The sequence below is a fragment of the Streptomyces sp. HmicA12 genome (genome assembly GCF_000373565.1).
In the GTDB taxonomy this organism is placed as follows: domain Bacteria; phylum Actinomycetota; class Actinomycetes; order Streptomycetales; family Streptomycetaceae; genus Streptomyces.
On sequence record NZ_KB891851.1, the window covers coordinates 295,592 to 316,046 of the forward strand.

Genomic DNA, 20,455 nt, shown 5'->3' on the forward strand with positions numbered 1-20,455 from the left:
GAATCACGATCGTTTGCAGGTAAGCCTTACCTTACCCGACGGATTCGGGGTTTGAACTGCGGGCCGAGCGGCCTACAGTTCTGCGTTGAGCTCAGGACAAACGGCAAAGAACGGCTGGGAACGGCGGCGATGGGGATGACCGGGGTGGAGCAGGCCAGACCGCGCGTGGCGCCATTCGGGGTGCCGGAGCAGCGGAGCGCCGCCGCGTCGGTGCCCGCGGGGGCCCCGGGGCCCGTGGTTCCCGCGCAGAGCCGGGGTGACCACACCCACAGCGAGCCGCCCGCGCCGCGCGTCACCATCGAGCGGACGTCGGTGCGCGGGCAGGTCCTGGACGCGCTGCGGGCCGCTCTCGTCTCCGGGGAGCTCGCGCCCGGCGAGGTGTACTCGGCGCCGGCCCTGGGGGAGCGGTTCGGGGTCTCGGCCACGCCGGTGCGCGAGGCCATGCAGCAGCTGGCCCGCGAGGGTTCCGTCGAGGTCGTGCCGAACCGCGGGTTCCGGGTCACCGAGCGGACGGCGCGGGAGCTGGCGGAGCTCGCCGAGGTGCGGGCCCTGATCGAGGTGCCGGTCGTGCTGCGCCTCGCCCGGACGGTGCCGGTGGGGCGCTGGGCCGAGCTGCGGCCCGGCGCCGAGCAGACGGTCACCGCGGCCGCCTGCGGCGACCTGGCGCGGTACGCGGACGCGGACCGCGCTTTTCACCGGGCCGTGCTGTCCCTCGGCGGCAACGAGCAGCTGGTCCGGGTCGCCGACGATCTGCGGCGGCGAGTCGTGTGGTCCCGCTGCGATCTGGCGCGGGACGCGGCGCAGCACGTGGCGTTGCTGGACGCGCTGGAGGCACAGGACCAGGGCGCGGTCAGCGCCCTGGTCCAGGAACACTTCGGCCCGGCCTGACCCTGCCGCCCCGCCTTGGGCAATCTGTCTTCCCCAAGCTCTCGAACAGCTCGGTCCCGGCTGCCGCGCCGTCGTGGCTGGCCGCGCCCCGCGGCGTAGCCGCTGATCGGCACAGCCCCGCGCCCCTGGCGGAGTGCCCCGTCACGCCGCCGCCGGCAGCACCCCCGCCAGCCACGTCGGCACCCCGCCCAGCAACCTGAACAGACGGCCCGCCTCCGCCCTCAGCCGCGCCTTCGTCTCCGGTTCGGGTTCGGCCTCGGCCAAGGAGACCAGGGCCGGGGCCGTGCCCACCAGGTAGCCGAGTTCCTCGCGGAGCCGGAGCGACTCCGCGAAGCCTCGGCGGGCCTCCGCCAACTCGCCCTCGCGCAGAGCGAGTCCGGCGAGGTGGCGCCAGGTGAAGGAGAGCAGCAGCGCGTCGCCGTGGGCCGTGGCGCCGGCATGGGCGCGGCGGTACGCGGCCCGCGCCGCCTGCGGGGCGTCGGACAGGTTCTCCGCCATCAGGCCGCGACGGAAGTCGAGGAGGGCGCGGGCGGCCGCGCCGGGGGCGATCAGGGCCGCCGCCCGGCCGAGCGCGGAGCGGGCCTCGTCGACCCGGTCCCGGACCTTCAACAACGTAGCGGCGTAAGCGAGTTGACCCCGCTCGCAGGCGGCCGCACCGCGCTCCTCGTCGGTGTGGGCGAGCGCCTCCGCGGCGCGCAGCGCGTCCTCGGCCTCCGCCCAGCCCTGCTCCGTGTAGAGGCACCGCTCCACCAGGAGCGCCGCCCGCTGCAGCGCGGCCGCGGGATCCGTCGCCGCGTGATGGTCGAGAAGCGCCGCCGCGTCGGCCCAGCAGCCGCGCGAGCGCAGCCGCCACACCGCGGTCTGGAGTGGATCGTCCCCTGCGTTCGTTCCGGTACCAGACATGGCGGGATGCGCCACGTTGCCCTCCCCGAGCACGCCATCGAGCCGAGTTGATGAGGGGCATCTCAGCACGGATCACGGCACCCGGCCAAGGGGGTGGGTGAAAGAATTCACAAACGCATGGTCTTGCGGATCAGCTCATGCGCAGAGCCAGGAAGAAGTCCAACTTGTCTTCCAGGCGCGAGAGGTCACGGTTCGTCAGCTGTTCTATCCGGCCGACGCGGTAACGCAGGGTGTTGACGTGCAGGTGGAGGCGCGAGGCGCAGCGGGTCCACGAGCCGTCGCAGTCGAGGAACGCCTCCAGGGTCGGGATCAGCTCCGCGCGGTGCTTGCGGTCGTAGTCGCGCAGCGGGTCCAGGAGGCGGGCGGTGAAGGCGCGGCGCACGTCGTCGGGGACGAACGGCAGCAGCAGGACGTGGGACGCCAGCTCCTGGTGACCGGCGGCGCAGACCAGGCCCGTGCGGGCCGCCGCCACGCGCCGGGCGTGCCGGGCCTCCTCCAGGGCGCCGCGCAGCCCCTCCGCGGAGTGCACGGCCGCGCTGACGCCGATGGTCAGGCGACCGTCGTCGGCGAGCCCCGCCGACAGCGGGTCCCGTACGGCCTCCAGGAGCGTGTCGGCGATCAGGCCCTGCTCCGCGCCGCTGTCGTCGGTCGGCACCGCCGGCAGCGGGACGAGGGCGATCGCCTCGTCGCCGGTGTGGGCGACCGCGATCCGGTCGGACGGCTCGGGGCCCGAGGACAGCGGGTCGACGAGGATCTCCTCGAGGAGCGACTGGGCGACGGGGCCGCCCTCGATCTGGCCGCCCTCCCACTCGACCTTCGCCACGACGACCTGCCAGTGCGGGGCCGCGCCCAGGCCCGGCAGCAGCACCGGGGCCGCGACGCGCAGGCGCGCGGCGATCTCGGCCGGGGCCGCGCCCGACTGGACCAGTTCGAGGACCTCCTGGGCGAGCCTGCGGCGTACCGTGCGGGCCGCGTCGCGCCGGTCGCGCTCCACCGAGATCAGCTGGGTGACGCCCTGGAGCAGGTCGAGCCGCTCCTCGGGCCAGTCACCGGCGTCCGCCTCGACGGCGAGCAGCCAGTCCGAGAGGACCGTCTCGCGCACGTCGCGGGAGGCCGTGGGGCCGGTGCCCCGGGCGCCGGAGCGGATCGGGAAGAGCGAGTACGTGGCGCCGTCGACGGTGACGCGGTGCGGTGCGCGGCGGCCGGTGCGGGTCGCCGACAGGTGCTCGGCGGCGAGGCCTGCGCAGATGTCCGGGGACAGCTCGGGCGCGCTCGCGCTGGAGCCGGCTATCGCGCGGCCCGCGGGCGAGAGCACCCAGGCGTTCAGGTCCAGGTCGCTGCCCAGGAGGTCGAGGACGACGTCCGGACCGCCGCCCGCGGGGCCCGACGTCATCAGGCGCCGGTGCCGGTCCACGACGGCCGCCAGGTCGCCCGCGCGCTCGCCGGAGACCTGGCGCACGACGTGCTCGGTGATGGTCGCGAACGCCACCGACTCGTTCACCGCGAAGAGCGGCAGGCGGTGCCGGGCGCAGGCCTCGACGAGGTCCTCGGGGACGGCGCCGAGCTCCGCCTCGCCGGCCGCGAGGGCCGTCACCCCGGCCGCGTTGAGGATCCGTACGAACGGCTCCGAGTCGTCCGCGTCCCGGCGCCACGCCAGACCGGTGAGGACCAGCTCGCCGCCGGACAGATAACGGCTGGGATCCCGCAGGTCCGTGGTCATCACGCCACGGACGGTACGGTCCAGCTCCTCGTCGCCGCCCAGGAGCCTGAGGCCCAGCGCGTCCGTGTCCAGCAATGCGCGCAGCCGCATGTCTTGGTCGCCGCCGATCTGTCTCGAAGTGGTGCGTGGTGGAGTGCCTCGGGGGTTTCCGGGGGGAAACGAAGAGGTTACTGAGGTCCTCCGTTCATACGAATCTACAAGACACCCCTCTTGGTCAGCCAACTCCTTCATGGTTTCCGTGACTGACCCCGGTGGAGCACAGGGCGGTGTACTGGGCCCACTCCACGTGAACAGCACATGAACGAGCCTCTGTGGTCCGCACGTCCCTTGGCTCGATCGCATCGCAGGACGATCACCGAACGCTCCACACGAACGTTCTTCGACGAACGACGCCGAACGACGATTACTAGAAGAGAGCCGCTCATGGACTTCCTTCGCCCCGCCAGCTGGGAGGAGGCGCTCGCCGCCAAGGCCGAGCACCCCACAGCCGTGCCGATCGCGGGTGGCACCGATGTGATGGTCGAGATCAACTTCGACCACCGGCGGCCCGAGTACCTCCTCGACCTCAACCGCATCGGCGAGCTGAGCGAGTGGGAGGTGGGCGAGGGACCGCAGGGCACTGTCCGGCTCGGCGCCTCCGTCTCGTACACCAAGATCATGGAGAATCTGCGCACCGAGCTGCCGGGCCTCGCGCTCGCCTCGCACACGGTCGCCTCGCCGCAGATCCGCAACCGCGGTGGCGTCGGCGGCAACCTCGGCACCGCCTCCCCGGCCGGCGACGCCCACCCGGCACTGCTCGCCTCCGGCGGCGAGGTCGAGGCCGAGTCCGTGCGCGGCACCCGCATGATCCCGCTGGACGAGTTCTACACGGGCGTCAAGCGCAACGCGCTGGAGCCCGACGAGCTGATCCGCGCCGTGCACCTGCCCAAGGCCGACGGCCCGCAGCAATACTCCAAGGTCGGCACCCGCAACGCCATGGTGATCGCCGTGTGCGCCTTCGGGCTCGCCGTCCACCCCGAGACGCGGACCGTGCGCACCGGCATCGGCTCGGCCGCGCCGACCCCGATCCGCGCCAAGGAGGCCGAGCAGTTCCTCAACGCCGCGCTCGACGAGGGCGGCTTCTGGGACAACGGCAAGATCATCACCCCGTCGGTCGCCAAGCAGTTCGCGGACCTGTGCTCGGCCGCCTGCAACCCGATCGACGACGTACGCGGCACCGCCTCGTACCGCCGCCACGCGGTCGGCATCATGGCCCGCCGCACGCTCACCTGGGCCTGGGAGTCGTACCGCGGCACCGCCCGTTCGGAGGGAGTCGCGTAATGCGCGTCAATTTCACGGTCAACGGCCGTCCGCAGGAAGCCGACGACGTGTGGGAGGGCGAGTCCCTGCTGTACGTGCTGCGTGAGCGGATGGGGCTTCCGGGCTCCAAGAACGCCTGCGAGCAGGGCGAGTGCGGTTCCTGCACCGTCCGCCTCGACGGCGTACCGGTGTGTTCGTGTCTGGTCGCCGCCGGACAGGTCGAGGGCCGCGAGGTCGTCACCGTCGAGGGCCTCGCCGACTTCGCCAAGAACCGCGGCTGCGGTCACGAGGACGGCGGCTCCTGCGGTACGACGCTGCAGCAGGCCCAGGGCTGGTCCGCCGAGGGCACCGACTCGCAGACCGGCGAGGGCACCGAACTCGCCCCGATCCAGCAGGCGTTCATCGACGCCGGCGCGGTCCAGTGCGGCTTCTGCACCCCGGGTCTGCTGGTCGCCGCCGACGAGATGCTGGAGCGCACCCCGAACCCGTCCGACGCGGACATCCGCGAGGCGCTCTCGGGCAACCTGTGCCGCTGCACCGGCTACGAGAAGATCATGGACGCGGTGCGGCTCGCGGCCGCGCGCCAGTCCGCGCCTGAAGGGGTCTGAGGTCATGGCTGACACACGCACCACCGGAATCCCCTTCAACGTCACGCAGGGCGCGCAGACCAAGGGCGGCATCGGCGAGTCCACGCTCCGCCCGGACGGCACCCTCAAGGTCACCGGCGAGTTCGCGTACTCGTCCGACATGTGGCACGAGGACATGCTCTGGGGCCAGATCCTGCGCTCCACGGTCGCGCACGCCGAGATCGTCTCCATCGACACCGGCGAGGCCCTCGCGACCCCCGGCGTCTACGCGGTCCTCACCTACGACGACCTGCCGACCGACGTGAAGAAGTACGGCCTGGAGTTCAAGGACACCCCGGTCCTCGCGCACGGCAAGGTCCGCCACCACGGCGAGCCGGTCGCACTGGTCGCGGCCGACCACCCGGAGACCGCGCGCCGCGCCGCCGCCAAGATCAAGGTCGAGTACCGCGAGCTGCCCGTCATCACGGACGAGGCGTCCGCGACCGCGCCCGACGCGATCCTCGTCCACGAGGGCCGCGACGACCACCACGCCGGCCACGTCCCGCACCAGAACATCGTGCACCGCCAGCCGATCGTCCGCGGCGACGTCGAGAAGGCCGCGCAGCGCGCCGACTTCGTCGTCGAGGGCGACTACGTCTTCGGCATGCAGGACCAGGCGTTCCTCGGCCCCGAGTCGGGTCTCGCCGTGCCGTCCGAGGACGGCGGCGTCGACCTGTACGTGGCCACCCAGTGGCTGCACTCCGACCTCCAGCAGATCGCGCCCGTGCTCGGCCTGCCCGAGGACAAGGTGCGCATGACGCTGGCCGGCGTCGGCGGCGCGTTCGGCGGCCGCGAGGACCTGTCGATGCAGATCCACGCCTGCCTGCTCGCCCTGCGCACGAACAAGCCCGTCAAGATCGTCTACAACCGGTTCGAGTCCTTCTTCGGACACGTCCACCGGCACCCCGCCAAGCTCCACTACGAGCACGGCGTGACCAAGGACGGCAAGATCACGCACATGAAGTGCCGGATCGTGCTCGACGGCGGCGCCTACGCCTCGGCCTCCCCGGCCGTGGTCGGCAACGCCTCGTCCCTGTCGGTCGGCCCGTACGTCATCGACGACGTCGACATCGAGGCGATCGCGCTCTACTCCAACAACCCGCCCTGCGGCGCCATGCGCGGCTTCGGCGCGGTCCAGGCGTGCTTCGCGTACGAGGCGCAGATGGACAAGCTCGCCGACAGCATCGGCATGGACCGGGTCGAGTTCCGGCAGCTCAACGCCATGGAGCAGGGCACCATCATGCCGACCGGGCAGCCGGTCGACTCCCCGGCGCCGGTCGCCGAACTGCTGCGCCGCATCAAGGCGATGCCGCTGCCGATGGAGCGCCAGTGGGAGTCCAGCGAGGGCTCCGACGTGCGCCAGCTGCCGGGCGGCCTGTCCAACACCACGCACGGCGAGGGCGTCGTCCGCGGGGTCGGCTACGCGGTCGGCATCAAGAACGTCGGCTTCTCCGAGGGCTTCGACGACTACTCCACCGCCAAGGTGCGCATGGAGGTCATCAACGGCGAGGCCGTCGCCACCGTGCACACCGCGATGGCGGAGGTCGGCCAGGGCGGCATCACCGTCCACGCGCAGATCGCCCGCACCGAGCTCGGCGTCGCCCAGGTGACCATCCACCCCGCCGACACCCAGGTGGGCTCGGCCGGCTCGACGTCCGCGTCGCGTCAGACGTACGTCACCGGCGGCGCCGTCAAGAACGCCTGCGAGCTGGTGCGCGAGAAGGTCCTGGAGATCGGCCGCCGCAAGCTCGGCACCTACCACCCGGCGTGGGCCACCGCCGAACTCCTCCTGGAGGGCGGCAAGGTCGTCACCGACGGCGGCGAGGTCCTCGCGGACCTGGTCGACGTACTGGAGGACGAGGCCGTCGAGCTGGAGGAGGAGTGGCGCCACCGGCCCACCGAGGCCTTCGACCTGCGTACCGGGCAGGGCAACGGACACGTCCAGTACTCGTTCGCCGCCCACCGCGCCGTCGTCGAGGTCGACACCGAGCTCGGCCTGGTCAAGGTCATCGAGCTGGCCTGCGCCCAGGACGTCGGCAAGGCCCTCAACCCGCTCTCCGTGATCGGCCAGATCCAGGGCGGCACCATCCAGGGCATGGGCATCGCGGTGATGGAGGAGATCGTCGTCGATCCCGTCACCGCGAAGGTCAGGAACCCGTCCTTCACGGACTACCTGCTCCCCACGATCCTCGACACGCCGACCATCCCGGTCGACGTGCTCGAACTCGCCGACGAGCACGCCCCGTACGGGCTGCGCGGCATCGGCGAGGCACCGACCCTGTCGTCCACCCCGGCCGTCCTCGCGGCGATCCGGAACGCGACGGGCCTGGAGCTCAACCGGACCCCGGTCCGGCCCGAGCACCTGACGGGCACCGCTCCGGCGTAAGCACGACCGCCGAGTCCGTCATCGCGTCATCGCAAGCCCTCCGGACGGTGTGTGCCTCCCAGGAACGTCACACTTCCGTGCCCACACCGTCCGGAGCACACATGCGCACTTGTCTCGGGCCGTCCCCCGGGTCGTGCGGCCATCCCAAATCCCGAACTCCGCGAGGCAGTTCACGGGTGCACCTTTGAACCTTGGGAAACGAGGCACCATGACCCAGCAGTCCGTGGAGCCCAGGACCGCCGCGGAGGACGCGGGCGCGGGAACGCGCCAGCCCGCCGGACGCTCTTGGCTCGACCGCTACTTCCACATATCGGAGCGAGGATCGACGTTCGCGCGCGAAGTGCGCGGCGGCATCACCACCTTCATGGCGATGTGTTACATCCTCCTGCTCAACCCGCTGCTGCTCGGCGGCCCCGACGTGGACGGGAACAAGCTCAGCCACGCCGGACTGATCACGGCCACCGCGCTCGCCGCGGCCGTGTGCACCCTGCTGATGGGCTTCGTCGGCAAGGTCCCGCTCGCGCTCGCCGCGGGCCTGTCCGTCTCCGGCGTCCTCGCCACGCAGGTGGCACCCAACATGACGTGGCCGCAGGCCATGGGCATGTGCGTGCTGTACGGCATCGTGATCGTGCTGCTGGTCGTGACCGGTCTGCGCGAGATCATCATGAACGCGATCCCGCTGGCCCTGAAGCACGGCATCACCATCGGCATCGGCATGTTCATCGCCCTGATCGGGCTCGTCAACGCCGGCTTCGTCGGCAAGGGCAACCCGGTCACCCTCGGCACCGGCGGTCAGCTCTCCGGCTGGCCCGTGCTGCTCTTCAGCGTCACCCTGCTGCTCATCTTCATGCTCCAGGCGCGCAACATCCCGGGCGCGATCCTGATCGGCATCGTCGTCGGCACGATCCTCGCCGTCATCGTCAACGCGGTCTTCGACCTCAACCCGAAGGTCTGGGGCGGCAGCCCGCCCGAGCTGTCCGGCAGCGCCGTCTCCATGCCCGACTTCGGCCTCTTCGGTCACGTCGAGTTCGGCGGCTGGGGCTCCATCGGCGGCATGACCGTCGGCATGATCGTCTTCACGCTCGTGCTCGCCGGCTTCTTCGACGCGATGGCCACCATCATCGGCGTCGGCACCGAGGCCAAGCTCGCCGACGACAAGGGCCGCATGCCGGGCCTGTCCAAGGCGCTGTTCATCGACGGTGCGGGCGGCGCGATCGGCGGTGTGGCGGGCGCTTCCGGGCAGACCGTCTTCATCGAGTCGGCCACCGGCGTCGGCGAGGGTGCCCGCACGGGCCTGTCCTCCGTCGTCACCGGCCTGTTCTTCGCGCTCGGCCTCTTCTTCACCCCGCTGGCGCAGATCGTGCCGGGGCAGGTGGCCGCCGCCGCGCTCGTCGTCATCGGCGCGATGATGATGCAGAACGCCCGGCACGTGGACTGGTCCGACCGGGCGGTCGCGGTGCCGGTGTTCCTGACCGTCGTCCTGATGCCGTTCACGTACTCGATCACCGCGGGTGTCGGGGCCGGCGTCATCGCCTACACGGCGATCAAGGCGGCGCAGGGGAAGTTCCGCGAGATCGGCGCCTTCATGTGGGTGCTGACGCTCGTCTTCCTCGTCTACTTCGGCCTGCACCCGATCGAGAGCTGGCTGGGCGTCAAGTAGCAGTACCCGTGAGGGACACGGCCCGACGTGGCCCTTGAACGCATCCGCTATCCGTGAGGAGACCGACACATGCTGGACATCGCCGAAGAGCTGCACCGGTGGGTCGAGCAGGGACGCGACTTCGCCGTGGCCACCGTGGTGGCCGTCGGCGGCAGCGCGCCCCGGCAGCCGGGCGCGGCCCTCGCCGTCGACGGCGAGGGCACCGCGATCGGCTCGGTCTCCGGCGGATGCGTCGAGGGCGCCGTCTACGAACTGTGCCGACAGGCCCTGGAGGACGGCGAGTCGGTCCTCGAACGGTTCGGGTACAGCGACGACGACGCGTTCGCCGTGGGGCTCACCTGCGGCGGCATCATCGACATACTCGTCACGCCGGTACGCGCCTCGGACGAGGCCGTGCGCGACGTGCTGCGGTCCGCGCTCGCCGCCGCCACGCAGGGGAAGGCGGCGGCGCTCGCGCGGATCGTGTCGGGACCCGCCGAGCTGATGGGCCGCGCGCTGCTCGTCCGGCCCGACGGCTCGTACGAGGGCGGATTCGGCGCCCACCCGGAGCTGGACCGCACCGTGCGGGAGGAGGCGGCCGCGTATCTCGACGCCGGTCGCACGGCCACCCTGGAGATCGGTGAGCAGGGCTCCCGTTGCGGAGCGCCGCTCACCTTGCTCGTCGAGTCGTCGGTCCCCGCCCCGCGCATGATCGTGTTCGGCGCGATCGACTTCGCGTCGGCGCTCGTGCGCATGGGCAAGTTCCTCGGCTACCGCGTCACCGTGTGCGACGCGCGGCCCGTCTTCGCGACGGCCACGCGCTTCCCGGACGCGGACGAGATCGTCGTCGAATGGCCGCACAAGTATCTGGAGCGGACCGAGGTCGACGGCCGCACGGTGCTGTGCGTGCTCACGCACGACGCCAAGTTCGATGTACCCCTGCTGCACCTGGCGCTGCGGCTGCCGGTCGCGTACGTGGGGGCGATGGGATCGCGCCGCACGCACCTGGACCGCAATGAGCGACTGCGCGAAGTCGGCGTCACCGAAATGGAGTTGGCGCGGCTGCGGTCACCCATCGGGCTCGACCTGGGGGCGCGTACGCCGGAGGAGGTGGCGGTGTCCATCGCCTCGGAGATCGTCGCGCATCGCAGGGGCGGAAGCGGGGTCTCGCTGGCCGGGGCGCACACGCCGATCCACCACGAGGCGGGGGCGACCGCACGGATCGGGTCGGTGGCCTGAGGGGGCTCGGGGGGTTCGTAGGCCGGCCGGCTGACGGGGGAGACCAGGGTGTCGCGGCCGGGAGGGGTGCGGACGGGTTCGACCGAGTCGAGTGCGGCGCCCGGGGGGTGGCCGGCTCCCGCACCTTCTGTAGGAGCGGCTCGTGGGGGAGCCCGACGCGCGACCGGCCCATCGCGGCGCGGACGGCGTGACAGGCCGGCTGGGGCAGCGGGACCTGATCGTCCGGCGACCGGTCCGTGAGCGACTCCTCGACGGCGGCCTCGATCTCCGCCTCGATCTCCGCCTTCGGCCGGTTCGGGAGCGTGCCTACGTGGTCGTCGCGGGCGATCGCCGGGTCCTGCGGCAGTAGATTGGCGGCGCCGCACGCAGCCGGTTGAGCCCAGGGGCGTCGTAGCCGTCGGTCGCGATCAGCGGCGTGATCCGGCGCCCGCCCTCGGTGTCTCCTGCCCGTCCGTACCGCTCCTTGGCCGTGGCTCCGGCCGTGATCCGCCCCCGAGGCCCCTCCACCAGAGCGTGCCGGCCCTTCGCGGTCATGTGCCCACGCCCCATCGAGCCGGCCGGTGCCCCGGCCGACGCACACGCGGCCCGCTCCGGTCCGCCCGGGAGGCCGTGGTCGCCGCAGGGCGTGGCGTGTGGGTGGTGAGCGGCAACAGACGCCTCGTGCACCGTACTTGACGCCGCGCGGCACGCCGACGACCCTCGTGTGGGAGCGCTCCCGCAAGTCCCCCGAACGTCCTTCCGTGACCGCCAGGACCCAGGAGTGAACCCGTGCGAGAACCCCGCAGACGCGCTGTCCGCCGTGGACGCCCGGCCCGCCGCGGCTCGACCGCCGTAGCGGCCCTGTCCGTCGCGCTGGCCGCGCTGCTGGCCGGTGCGCCCGCCGTCGCCGCCGACACCGCGAGCGACACCGGCGCCGCCACCACCGCGGCGCAGCGCGGCCCCCGCCTCTACACCCCGGAGCCCAACCCCGACGCCCTGCGCCAGGCGGTCGACCTGGTCAGGGCCGGGCGGTACAAGGACGCCGCCGGCATCGCGGCGATGGTCGCCACCCCGCAGGCCGTGTGGTTCGGGGACCAGAGCCCGGCGCAGGTCGAGAGGCTCGCCCGCGACGTGGTCGAGGACGCCTCCCGCGCCGACGCGACCCCCGTCCTCGCGCTCTACAACATCCCCGGCCGGGACTGCGCCAACTACTCGGCGGGCGGCGCCGCGAACACCGCCGAGTACCAGGCGTGGATCGACGCCGTGGCGCGCGGCATCGGAACGCGCGACGCCCTGGTGATCCTCGAACCCGACGCGCTCGCCCTGCTGCCCGCCGACTGCGGCCAGGACGACGCCGAGGGCACGAAGACCGCAGCGCGGTACGCCGAAGTGAACTACGCCGTCGACGAGTTGGAGCCTCTTCGCGGCACCCGCGTCTACCTCGACACCGGACACCCGGGCTGGCACACCGTCGACTCGATCGTGCCGCGCCTCATCAAGGGCGGCGTCACCCACGCCTCCGGCTTCTACACCAACGCCTCGAACTACAACACCGACGACGCCGACTCCTGGTACGGCAAGCTGATCTCGTCGTGCATCGCGTACGTCGAAGGGGGCGGGGACGTCGCCGCGTGCCCGCACCAGGGGTGGCCGCGGGCCGACGCGCAGGCCTGGATCGACGAGCACGTCCATGTGCCCGCCTCCCGGATGACGCACTTCGTGACCGACTCCAGCCGGAACGGGCAGGGCCCGTGGACCCCGCCCGCCGGCAAGTACACCGACCCGCAGGACTGGTGCAACCCGCCGAACCGCGGCCTCGGTGCCCGCCCGACCCTGCGCACGGGCGACCCGCTGCAGGACGCGCGCCTGTGGATCAAGACGCCGGGCGAGTCGGACGGGCTCTGCCTGCGCGGCACGGACGGGCCCGAGGACCCCGAGCGCGGCACGGTCGACCCGAAGGCGGGCGACTGGTTCCCGCAACAGGCGCTGGAGCTCGTGCGGTACGCCAACCCGCCACTGCTCTAGAGCCGGTCGGCGTTCAGCTCGGCCCCGGCAGCGAGACCTCGAACGCCCCCTGCTCCGCGAGGGAGTTGAGCAGGGGCACGGCGGGGAACGCCTCGGCCGGGCTGAACACCCCGGCCTTGCGCGGCCCCTCGCCGCCGGTGAGCCGGAGCACGGCCTCCACCGAGGCCAGCGCCCCGGCCCGCCAGATGTCGTGCCCGACCAGGTGGGCGTTGCGGCCGCCGCCCGAGGAGCGGACGACCTGGACGGCGACCGTGAACCGGGTGCGGGCCCGCTCCTCGGGGCTCGCGTCCACGCTGCTGAAGATCTGCTCCTCCTCGAACGTCGAGGCGGTGAGCTGGACCTCCACGGCGCGGGTCGGCACGTGCCGGGGTACCGTGACGACCTCGCCGGACGGGAACGGCACGATCGTGGTGCGCGGGCCGACCGGCGGCGGGAACGGGAAGACGGAGTTGCGGATCTCCACCGGGCCGATGTGCTGGGCGCCGTCCGTGTACGAGATGCGGTCGATCTCGCCGATCAGCAGGTTCGCCGTGTTGACCGCGCCCCGCGTCATCCGCCAGCCCGTGACGGCATAGCCGACGGTGACCTTCTCGACGTCGGGCAGCCCTTCGGCCGCCGCCGCGGCGAGCAGGTCGCCGAGCCCGCCGTAGAAGCTCATCTGCGGGATCAGCACGGCGCCCGTCCGCTCGGCGGTGGCGTGGAACGCGTCGAAGAGGTACTTCACCGGGTGCGGCTCGATGGCGTGGTCGACGTACGGGATCCCGGCCTCGGCCGCCGCGGCGGCGACCGGGGCACCGGTGGTGGTGAAGGGGCCCGCGCAGTGGTTCAGCGCGTCGGCCTGCTCGCAGAGCCTGCGCAGCGCGGCGGCGTCGTCGATCGGGGCCGTGAGCACGCCGACGCGGTCGGGCGCGGCGAGTTCGGCGGCCAGGGCGCGCAGGCGTTCCTCGCCGCGCCCGGCGAGGATCACCTGCTGGCCGCGGGCGAGCAGTTCGGCGGTGACGAGGCGCCCGGTGTGTCCCGTGGCGCCGTAGACGGCTATGGCCATGAGGCGGCTCACTTCCGTACGGAGGAGTGTGACCGGGTGGGACAAGTTACAACTCATCCGTGTTGCGGGCGAGTTGTCCGGACAGCCTTCGTGTCTCCGTCAACCACCGTGCCGCAGCAGGCCGTCGACCGCCCGCCCGAACATCCACCGCCCGGCCGCCGCGAGCAGTGGATCGGCCACCGAGGGCAGCCCGCGCACCCGCAGCTCCTCGCGCCACTCCACCCGCGCCCCGCCGCCCTCGTGCGGGTGCACCTCGAACTCGGCCCAGCCGCGGACCAGTCGCCCCCGCTTCTCCAGGCGGCAGTGGTGCGGCGGCCGCCACGCCACGACCTCCATCGGGTCGTCGAACCCGAGCCGCCGGCCCACGCCGGTGCGGGCCACGAACACCGTGCCCGCGGCCGTCGGCGGCGGGGTGGTCACCGTGACGCGGGTCAACGGCACGACGTCACCGTGCCGCTCCCACGTGGTGAGGCGGCGCCACGCCTCGGCGGGACTCAGTGCCGTCTCACGAAAGATCCTGATCTGGGCTGCCATGTCGCGATGCTAGGCGGGAAACCGGCCGGGACGCCGCCGCGCCCGCCGCTCAGGGCTTGTAGATCTTGCCCGGCTCGGCCTTCCCCGGTGCCAGCAGCTGCGGCACCGTCACGAAGACATAGCCCTTGGCCTTGAGCTGGTCGATGATGTCGGGCACGGCGGGCACGGTGTTCTTGTAGATGTCGTGCAGCAGGATGATCGAGTCGCGGTGCGTCTGCGAGACGGCGCGGTCCACGATCGTGCTCGACGGCGGGAGCGTGTAGTCCTTCGTGGTCACGTCCCAGAGGATCTGCGCGAGCCCCTCCTTCTTGGCGAGCTCGCTCACGTGGTCGTTCGTGCGGCCCTGCGGCGGGCGCATCAGGGTGGGGCGCTTGCCGGTGAGCTTCTCCACGGCGTCGTCCGTGCGCTTGAACTCGTCGCGGATGTCGGCGTCACTGATGTCGGTGAGGATCCGGTGGTCCCAGGTGTGGCTGGCGAGCTCGTGCCCCTCGCGGGCCATCCGTCTGACGAGGTCCGGGTGTTTCGCTATGTGGCCTCTGCCGAGCAGGAAGAAGGTCGCGGGGACCTGCTTCTCCTTCAGGATGTCGAGCAGCCGGGGGCTGTTCTCGCTCGGGCCCGCGTCGAAGGTGAGGGCGACGCACTTGACCCGGCGGCAGTCGACCGTGCCGAACCGGGCCACCGTGCGGGCGCCCGACCTGGCGTCGCCGGCGGAGGCCTTGCGGGCGGCGCTCGGCTTGGTCGTGTCGTACTTCGTGCAGCCACTCAGGCCGAGCGAAAGGGCTCCGGCGGCCGCCAGTGCCGCGACCGCTCGGAACCCCTTGCGCGTTTTCGTCATCTTCTCATGTGCGACAGACATGCCGCGCACTATACACATGGCCTGTACACTGAGTGTATAGCTGTTTGAGCTGCGGTTTTACTGTCAGTCTGCCTGTCAAAGAGGCTTCATCTGAGCTGTCGTCCTACGCCTCCCCGAACGCGGTGATCAGCTTCGCGACGGCGCCCGCGTAGTCGCCGGTGAGGGCGAGATGGTCGGCGTCCGCGAACGGTTTGGTCCACGCCGCCGACACCTCCGCCCCGGCCTTGTCCTGGACGATCAGCCGCGCCGTGCCGACGAGTGCCTGACCGGCCTTCGCGTCGTGCACGTGCTTCGCCGCGAGCGCGAGGAGCCTGAGCGTGTGCTCGCCGCCGGCCGGCACCTTGGTGAGCGTGGTGAGCCCGTAGCCGTAGGGGAACTGCGGATCGTACGAGGTGTCGCCCACGTTGATCGGCAGCTGGGACTCCGACTTCGGCCAGGTGACCGGCAGCTGACCGGTGAACGGCTTCCTGCCGTAGAGCACGTCGGCGACGCCGTCGCCCTCGGTGCCGGGCAGCCAGGAGGCGACCAGGCCGTCGATGTCGGCGAGCCGGTCGCCGATCAGCTGGGGCCGCCCGGAGACCGTGAGGACCACGCACTTCATCGCGCCGCACACCTTGTCGACGGCGGCCTTGTCGGCGGCGTTCAGCTCCAGGTCGTTGCCGTTGCCGACATCGCCCACGCCCTCCGCGTACGGGGTCTCGCCGACCACGACCACGCCCACGTCGTAGCCGTCGGTCGCCGCGGAGGCGTCCTTCGAGTACGAGATCGTCGCGCCCGGAGCGGCCTTCTTCATCGCCTGCAGGATGGTCGTCCCGTCGGTGATGTTCCCGGAGGAGCCCTGCCAGGTGATGGTCCAGCCGCCGGTCTGGTTGCCGATGTCGTCGGCGTTGGACCCGGCGACGTACACCTTCTGCGACTTCTTCAGCGGCAGCACGTTCCCGGCGTTCTTCAGGAGCACCTGCGACTCGGCCGCGGCCTGCCGGGCGACGGCGCGGTGCGCGGCGCTGCCGATCCTGTCGATGTTCGAGGTGTCCGCGTACGGCTTCTCGAAGAGCCCCAGCTTGAACTTCTGGGTGAGGATGCGGGACACGGCGTCGTCGATCCGCCGGTCGGTGACGTTGCCCGCCTCGACCTCGCCGACCAGGTCGTCGCGGAACTCCTTGTACGAGTACGGCGCCATGACCATGTCGATGCCCGCGTTGACGGACGTACGGACGTCGCTCTTGTAGTCGCCCGGGATCTGGTCGATGCCGTTGTAGTCGCTGATGACGAAGCCCTCGAAGCCGAGCTTCTCCTTCAGCTCGCCGTTGATCATCTTGGCGTCGGCGTGCATCTTGACCGGGCCCTCGCCGTCGCCGATGACGTCGAGCGACGAGTACGACGGCATCACCGTGCCGACACCGCGCTCGACCGCGTCACCGAACGGCGCGAGGTGCACCGCCTCCAGCTCCTGCTTCGTCACCGTCGTGACGCCCTGGTCGATGGTGTACGAGCCGGTCGTCGACGAGCCGTAGGCGGTGCCGCCGTCGCCGACGAAGTGCTTGGCGGTGGCCAGGACCTTGTCGTCGCGGTCCAGGTCGCCGCCGTCGGCGCGGCCCTGGAAGCCCTGGATCATCGTCTCCATCTTCTTCACGAGCGCCGGGTCCTCGCCGAACGACTCGTAGGAGCGGCCCCAGCGCTCGTCGCGCGAGACGCACAGGCAGGGCGCGAAGTCCCAGGGGACACCGCTCGCGCGCACCTCGGACGCGGTCACCGCGCCCGCCTTCTCGGCGAGTCCGGCGTCGCGGGTGGCGCCGATGCCGATGTTGTGCGGCATGATCGTCGCGCCGGTCAGGTTGTTGTGACCGTGCACCGCGTCCACGCCGTAGATCAGCGGGATCTGGAACCGGGTGGCCTGCGCCCGCAGTTGGAAGCCGTCGATCATCTTCGCCCAGGCCTCGGCCGTGTTCGGCGTCGGCGTCGAGCCGCCGCCGGAGAGCAGCGAACCCAGGTCGTACGCGGTGACGTCGCCGCCCGCGCCCACACCGCCGCGCTCGGCCTGCGTCATCTGGCCGGCCTTCTCCTCCAGGGACATCCGGGAGACGAGGTCGGCGACCCGCTTCCTGATCGGGAGCTTGGCGTCGAGATAGGGCAGTCCGTGCGCGTCGACAACCACCTGCGGCGTCTCGGCGGGCGCCTTGGCGCCGGTCACCGTGAGCTTCAGCGGGATCGTCTCCGCGCTCTCCGCCTTCTCGCGGTCCTTGGTGGTGGCGACGGTGACGGTCTTGCTCGCGCCGGACGCGGTGCCCGCCGGGAAGGTGACCTCGCCGGAGACCGGGATGTAGTCCTTGCCGGACGTCGCCGAGCCGCCCTCGGTGGCGTACGCGACGGTGACGGGGTCCGAGACCGGCACGTTGCCCGTGGTCGTCACGGACAGCTTCACCTTCGCGGAGCCGCCCTCCTTCACCGGGTACACCACGGCGTCGGTGGACACCCGGGCCCGCAGCGCCGGGTCAGCCTTCCCGTACAACTCGACGTCGTCGACGGCGAACTGTGACTTCGTGCCGACCGGCAGCGTGACCGAGTACCCCCACATCCTGTCCAGGCCGAGGACCTGGTCGATGCCGCCGACCGGCTGGTAGTCGGTGCGGTACACGAACTGCGTGAACGGCAGCTCGATCTGCTTCCACCCCGAGAAGTCGTCCTTGAACCGGGTGTTCCACAGCTCGGACGCCTCGCCGTGCGCGCCGCCGTCCTTGATCTCGAAGGTGAGCTCGCGGCCGGAGGCGTCGCCGTACCACCAGAAGCGGATGCCCTTGTGCGCCGTCCAGTCGTGGGCGGGCTGGTCGGCGGCGTAGTCGTGGCTGAAGCCGCCGTAGCCGCTGATGTCGTACGACCCTTCGAGGACCTTGGCGCCCTCGGGCGCGTCCGCGCGCTCCTTCAGTTCGAGCCTGGGGTTGTCGTCGGCGTCGCTGCCCCAGGTGAAGATGCCCTCGGCGGGCTGGTTGGCGAACGGCACCTCGCCCTCGAAGCGGTCCACCGGTACGGGGTCCGGGTCGTCGGCGGACGCGGCCGGTCCCGCGACGGTCAGGGGCAGTAGTCCCGCGGCGAGCGCGGAGACGGTGAACAGGGCGGCCCGTCTTCTCCGGCCGTTTCTGTGCAGGGGTGTGACGTGACGCAAGGTTCCCTCCCGAGGTCCCGATACGGGTGCTGGTGGTGCGTCTTGTGCGTCTAGTGCGTCGCTTTGTGCCCGAGCGTCTAAATTCAAGAGTTGAGTTAAAGGGGGTGGGGGGAGAGCGTCAAGACTTCGGAACGTAAAGGGAGTTGGGCGCGCTCAGCGGGTCATGACCGATTGACAGGTCCCGTATCGCACCGGATCGTGTCATCGGGACTGTGACACCTGACGGTTGGGGGACCGCGATGGGGTGGCCGGGGGACGCGTCCGACGGTGCGGGCAGTGCGGGCAGTGCGGGGCGGGAGGGCGCGGCGAGCGACGGCGGCGGTGGGTTCGGCCCGCCTCCGCGGATGCCGTCCGAGCCGCCGCGGATGCCGCAGACACCACCTCCCGGGCAGCCCCCGGCTTTCGGGCAGCCCCCGGCCTACGGGCAGCCTCCGGTCTACGGACCGCCGCCCGCGCAGCCTCCGGTCTACGGGGAGCCCCGGACCGTGGTGTTCGGGCCGCCGCCTCCGCCCGCGGCGCCCCCGGGCCCGGCCGATCCGGTACGCGCGCTGGCCGCCGCAGTGCTCAACCTCTCCGGGCTCGGTCTCGGCTACGCGTATCTGCGGCGCTGGGGGCTCGCCCTGGTGTGCCTCGCCGTCACGGCCGGGCTGTTGGCCGTCGCGCTGCCCGCCGACCCGGACGGGGTGCCCGGCTGGGCGGTCGTCGGCTACCCGGTCCTGTTGCTCGTCGCCGCGGCCGACGGAGCACGCCGCGGACTGCGGGCCCCGGCAACGGCCGTACGCGTCAAGCCGGTTGTGGCCGCCGTACTCGGCGTCGTCCTGCTCGCCGTGCCCGCCGGGGGAGTGGTCGGGTACGACGCACTGCGCGACGACGCCGTCGAGGAGATGCTGCTCGACCGCCTGGACAGGACCGACGCCCTCGTCAAGGAGGCGTCCGGCAAGGACTTCGCGCAGGCCAGGACCGAGTACCGCACCGCCCTCGCCCGCTACCACGACCTCACCGAGGACCACCCCGGCTCCCGGGCCGCGGGCCGCGTGCACGACAGCCTCGACGCGTACTACAGGACCGTCGCCGCGCCGTACGCCGAGCGCGACCACTGCGGGGCCGTCGCCCCCCTCGCCTACCTGCGGGACGTGCCCAAGAGCATCGACCGTGACGTCCTCGGCGACCTGGCGAGCTGGCCCGACCGGCGCCTCGCCACCTCTCTCCTCGCCTGCGGCACGGGCAGGCTCGGCACCGGCGAAGGCGACGGACAGGGCGGCGAGCTCGGCCAACTCCTGCGTACGTTCCCGAAGTCGGAGCAGGCGGCCAAGGTCGAGCCCGCCGTGCGCGACGCCGTCGACAAGCGCTCCGGCGCCCTCGACGGCGCCGAACCCTGCCGCGCCACCGACGAACTGCGCCGCATCGGCGACACCGCGAGGGAGCTGCCCTCACCCGCCCCCGCCCATCTGCGGGGCGACGTCGAGGGAGCCGTGGAGGACGGCACGTACGCCTGCGGCATGGACCAGTTCAAGGACAAGAAGTTCGGCGAGGCGCACCAGACGCTGAAGAAGTTCGCCGGCACCTACAAGAGCGACAAGCGGCGCGACCGCGCCCAGCAGGTCGCCATCGCCGCCGAGATCGCCGAGGAACGCCCGTCGGCCGGCGCCCACCTGCCGCCCAGGAAGGCCCCCGGCGGCTCCCGCATGGAGCTCGTCATCAGCAACGACGGTCCCGACCCCGTCGAGGTCCTCTACACCGGACCGGTCACCGGACGCATCACCATCGGCGGCTGCGCCTCCTGCACGACGTACCCCAGCGAGGCGGCGGGCCGCAGCAAGGCCTGCAAGGCGAGCGGCAAGAACTACCCGAAGAGGACGCTGCGGCTGCCCGCCGGCTCCTACCACTTCCTGCACAAGCCCGGCGGCTCGGCCGCGGCGGCGAGCAGCCGTGCCGCGGGCGGCAGCATCCAGCCCGGATACACGTACACGCAGTGCAGTTACGTGGTGGGCGGCGGCCTCGGGGAGAATCTGTGACGGCGGGCCGCACGCGAGAACGGCCGAAAGCGGCCGCCGGCGCGGGACGGCAGTGCCGGGCGGCGCCCCGTGCGCGGCACGGAACACCGGCGGCATCATATCGGGCCACTCAACTGCCGACAGGAGGTCGTACTTTGACCA

The 20,455-nt window shown here is 71.9% G+C and carries 15 protein-coding genes; 8 read left to right on the forward strand and 7 right to left on the reverse strand.

Annotation, left to right across the window (positions count from 1 at the left end; all coding sequences use genetic code 11):
* Positions 1–129 precede the first annotated feature (129 nt).
* The gene (locus B072_RS0140330) at positions 130–888 is read left to right on the forward strand and encodes a GntR family transcriptional regulator (protein ID WP_018535691.1); all 759 of its coding nucleotides are present in this window, start codon (positions 130–132) and stop codon (positions 886–888) included.
* A 141-nt stretch (positions 889–1,029) separates the two neighbouring features.
* Here the strand turns inward: B072_RS0140330 and B072_RS0140335 are convergent, their stop codons facing one another.
* Together B072_RS0140335 and B072_RS0140340 are read right to left on the reverse strand one after the other, a co-directional pair.
* Positions 1,030–1,791 carry a hypothetical protein gene (locus B072_RS0140335; RefSeq protein ID WP_199791142.1) on the reverse strand — a complete coding sequence of 254 codons (762 nt, stop codon included), beginning with the start codon at positions 1,789–1,791 and terminating at the stop codon, positions 1,030–1,032.
* A gap of 130 nt (positions 1,792–1,921) precedes the next feature.
* Positions 1,922–3,601 carry a PucR family transcriptional regulator gene (locus B072_RS0140340; RefSeq protein ID WP_018535693.1) on the reverse strand — a complete coding sequence of 560 codons (1,680 nt, stop codon included), beginning with the start codon at positions 3,599–3,601 and terminating at the stop codon, positions 1,922–1,924.
* 333 nt (positions 3,602–3,934) lie between these two features.
* Here B072_RS0140340 and B072_RS0140345 point away from each other — a divergent pair, with 333 nt between their 5' ends.
* The 5 genes from B072_RS0140345 to B072_RS0140365 all read left to right on the forward strand — a co-directional run bounded on the left by B072_RS0140345 (position 3,935) and on the right by B072_RS0140365 (position 10,700).
* Positions 3,935–4,831: an FAD binding domain-containing protein gene (locus B072_RS0140345; RefSeq protein ID WP_018535694.1), complete on the forward strand. Its 897-nt coding sequence runs from the start codon at positions 3,935–3,937 to the stop codon at positions 4,829–4,831.
* Entirely contained in the window at positions 4,831–5,418 is a 588-nt protein-coding gene (locus tag B072_RS0140350; protein WP_018535695.1) for a (2Fe-2S)-binding protein, read from the forward strand. Before B072_RS0140345 ends, B072_RS0140350 begins: the two co-directional genes overlap by 1 nt.
* A 4-nt stretch (positions 5,419–5,422) precedes the next feature.
* Positions 5,423–7,822, forward strand: a complete 2,400-nt coding sequence (locus tag B072_RS0140355) for a xanthine dehydrogenase family protein molybdopterin-binding subunit (RefSeq protein WP_018535696.1) — start codon at positions 5,423–5,425, stop codon at positions 7,820–7,822.
* Positions 7,823–8,030: 208 nt separating this feature from the next.
* Positions 8,031–9,482, forward strand: a complete 1,452-nt coding sequence (locus B072_RS0140360) for an NCS2 family permease (protein WP_018535697.1) — start codon at positions 8,031–8,033, stop codon at positions 9,480–9,482.
* A 69-nt stretch (positions 9,483–9,551) separates the two neighbouring features.
* A complete protein-coding gene (locus tag B072_RS0140365; RefSeq protein WP_018535698.1) occupies positions 9,552–10,700 on the forward strand; it encodes an XdhC family protein in 1,149 nt (382 codons plus the stop codon).
* 306 nt (positions 10,701–11,006) lie between these two features.
* Here B072_RS0140365 and B072_RS48475 read toward each other — a convergent pair whose 3' ends face one another.
* Positions 11,007–11,234 carry a hypothetical protein gene (locus B072_RS48475; protein WP_158689295.1) on the reverse strand — a complete coding sequence of 76 codons (228 nt, stop codon included), beginning with the start codon at positions 11,232–11,234 and terminating at the stop codon, positions 11,007–11,009.
* Between the two features lie 234 nt (positions 11,235–11,468).
* Here B072_RS48475 and B072_RS0140375 point away from each other — a divergent pair, with 234 nt between their 5' ends.
* Entirely contained in the window at positions 11,469–12,704 is a 1,236-nt protein-coding gene (locus tag B072_RS0140375) for a glycoside hydrolase family 6 protein (protein WP_018535700.1), read from the forward strand.
* Between the two features lie 13 nt (positions 12,705–12,717).
* Here the strand turns inward: B072_RS0140375 and B072_RS0140380 are convergent, their stop codons facing one another.
* From B072_RS0140380 to B072_RS0140395, 4 genes are all read right to left on the reverse strand, one after another.
* On the reverse strand, positions 12,718–13,761 hold the full coding sequence (locus B072_RS0140380) for a saccharopine dehydrogenase NADP-binding domain-containing protein (RefSeq protein ID WP_199791143.1): 1,044 nt from the start codon (positions 13,759–13,761) through the stop codon (positions 12,718–12,720).
* An 87-nt stretch (positions 13,762–13,848) separates the two neighbouring features.
* Entirely contained in the window at positions 13,849–14,283 is a 435-nt protein-coding gene (locus B072_RS0140385; RefSeq protein ID WP_018535702.1) for an SRPBCC family protein, read from the reverse strand.
* A 49-nt stretch (positions 14,284–14,332) separates the two neighbouring features.
* Positions 14,333–15,118 carry a polysaccharide deacetylase family protein gene (locus tag B072_RS0140390; protein WP_018535703.1) on the reverse strand — a complete coding sequence of 262 codons (786 nt, stop codon included), beginning with the start codon at positions 15,116–15,118 and terminating at the stop codon, positions 14,333–14,335.
* A 124-nt stretch (positions 15,119–15,242) separates the two neighbouring features.
* Positions 15,243–18,299, reverse strand: a complete 3,057-nt coding sequence (locus tag B072_RS0140395; protein ID WP_018535704.1) for a glycoside hydrolase family 3 protein — start codon at positions 18,297–18,299, stop codon at positions 15,243–15,245.
* 212 nt (positions 18,300–18,511) lie between these two features.
* On the opposite strand from B072_RS0140395, the gene B072_RS49730 reads away from it, so the two are divergent.
* Entirely contained in the window at positions 18,512–20,314 is a 1,803-nt protein-coding gene (locus B072_RS49730) for a hypothetical protein (protein ID WP_199791144.1), read from the forward strand.
* The last annotated feature ends 141 nt before the right edge of the window (positions 20,315–20,455 follow it).

Coding starts and splice junctions, on each gene's coding strand:
- B072_RS0140350 (WP_018535695.1), top strand. CDS start 4,831: ATGCGCGTCAATTTCACGGTCAACGGCCGTCCGCAGGAAGCCGACGAC.
- B072_RS48475 (WP_158689295.1), bottom strand. CDS start 11,234: ATGACCGCGAAGGGCCGGCACGCTCTGGTGGAGGGGCCTCGGGGGCGG.
- B072_RS0140390 (WP_018535703.1), bottom strand. CDS start 15,118: ATGACGAAAACGCGCAAGGGGTTCCGAGCGGTCGCGGCACTGGCGGCC.
- B072_RS0140345 (WP_018535694.1), top strand. CDS start 3,935: ATGGACTTCCTTCGCCCCGCCAGCTGGGAGGAGGCGCTCGCCGCCAAG.
- B072_RS0140340 (WP_018535693.1), bottom strand. CDS start 3,601: ATGCGGCTGCGCGCATTGCTGGACACGGACGCGCTGGGCCTCAGGCTC.
- B072_RS0140385 (WP_018535702.1), bottom strand. CDS start 14,283: ATGGCAGCCCAGATCAGGATCTTTCGTGAGACGGCACTGAGTCCCGCC.
- B072_RS0140360 (WP_018535697.1), top strand. CDS start 8,031: ATGACCCAGCAGTCCGTGGAGCCCAGGACCGCCGCGGAGGACGCGGGC.
- B072_RS0140335 (WP_199791142.1), bottom strand. CDS start 1,791: ATGTCTGGTACCGGAACGAACGCAGGGGACGATCCACTCCAGACCGCG.
- B072_RS0140355 (WP_018535696.1), top strand. CDS start 5,423: ATGGCTGACACACGCACCACCGGAATCCCCTTCAACGTCACGCAGGGC.
- B072_RS0140330 (WP_018535691.1), top strand. CDS start 130: ATGGGGATGACCGGGGTGGAGCAGGCCAGACCGCGCGTGGCGCCATTC.
- B072_RS0140365 (WP_018535698.1), top strand. CDS start 9,552: ATGCTGGACATCGCCGAAGAGCTGCACCGGTGGGTCGAGCAGGGACGC.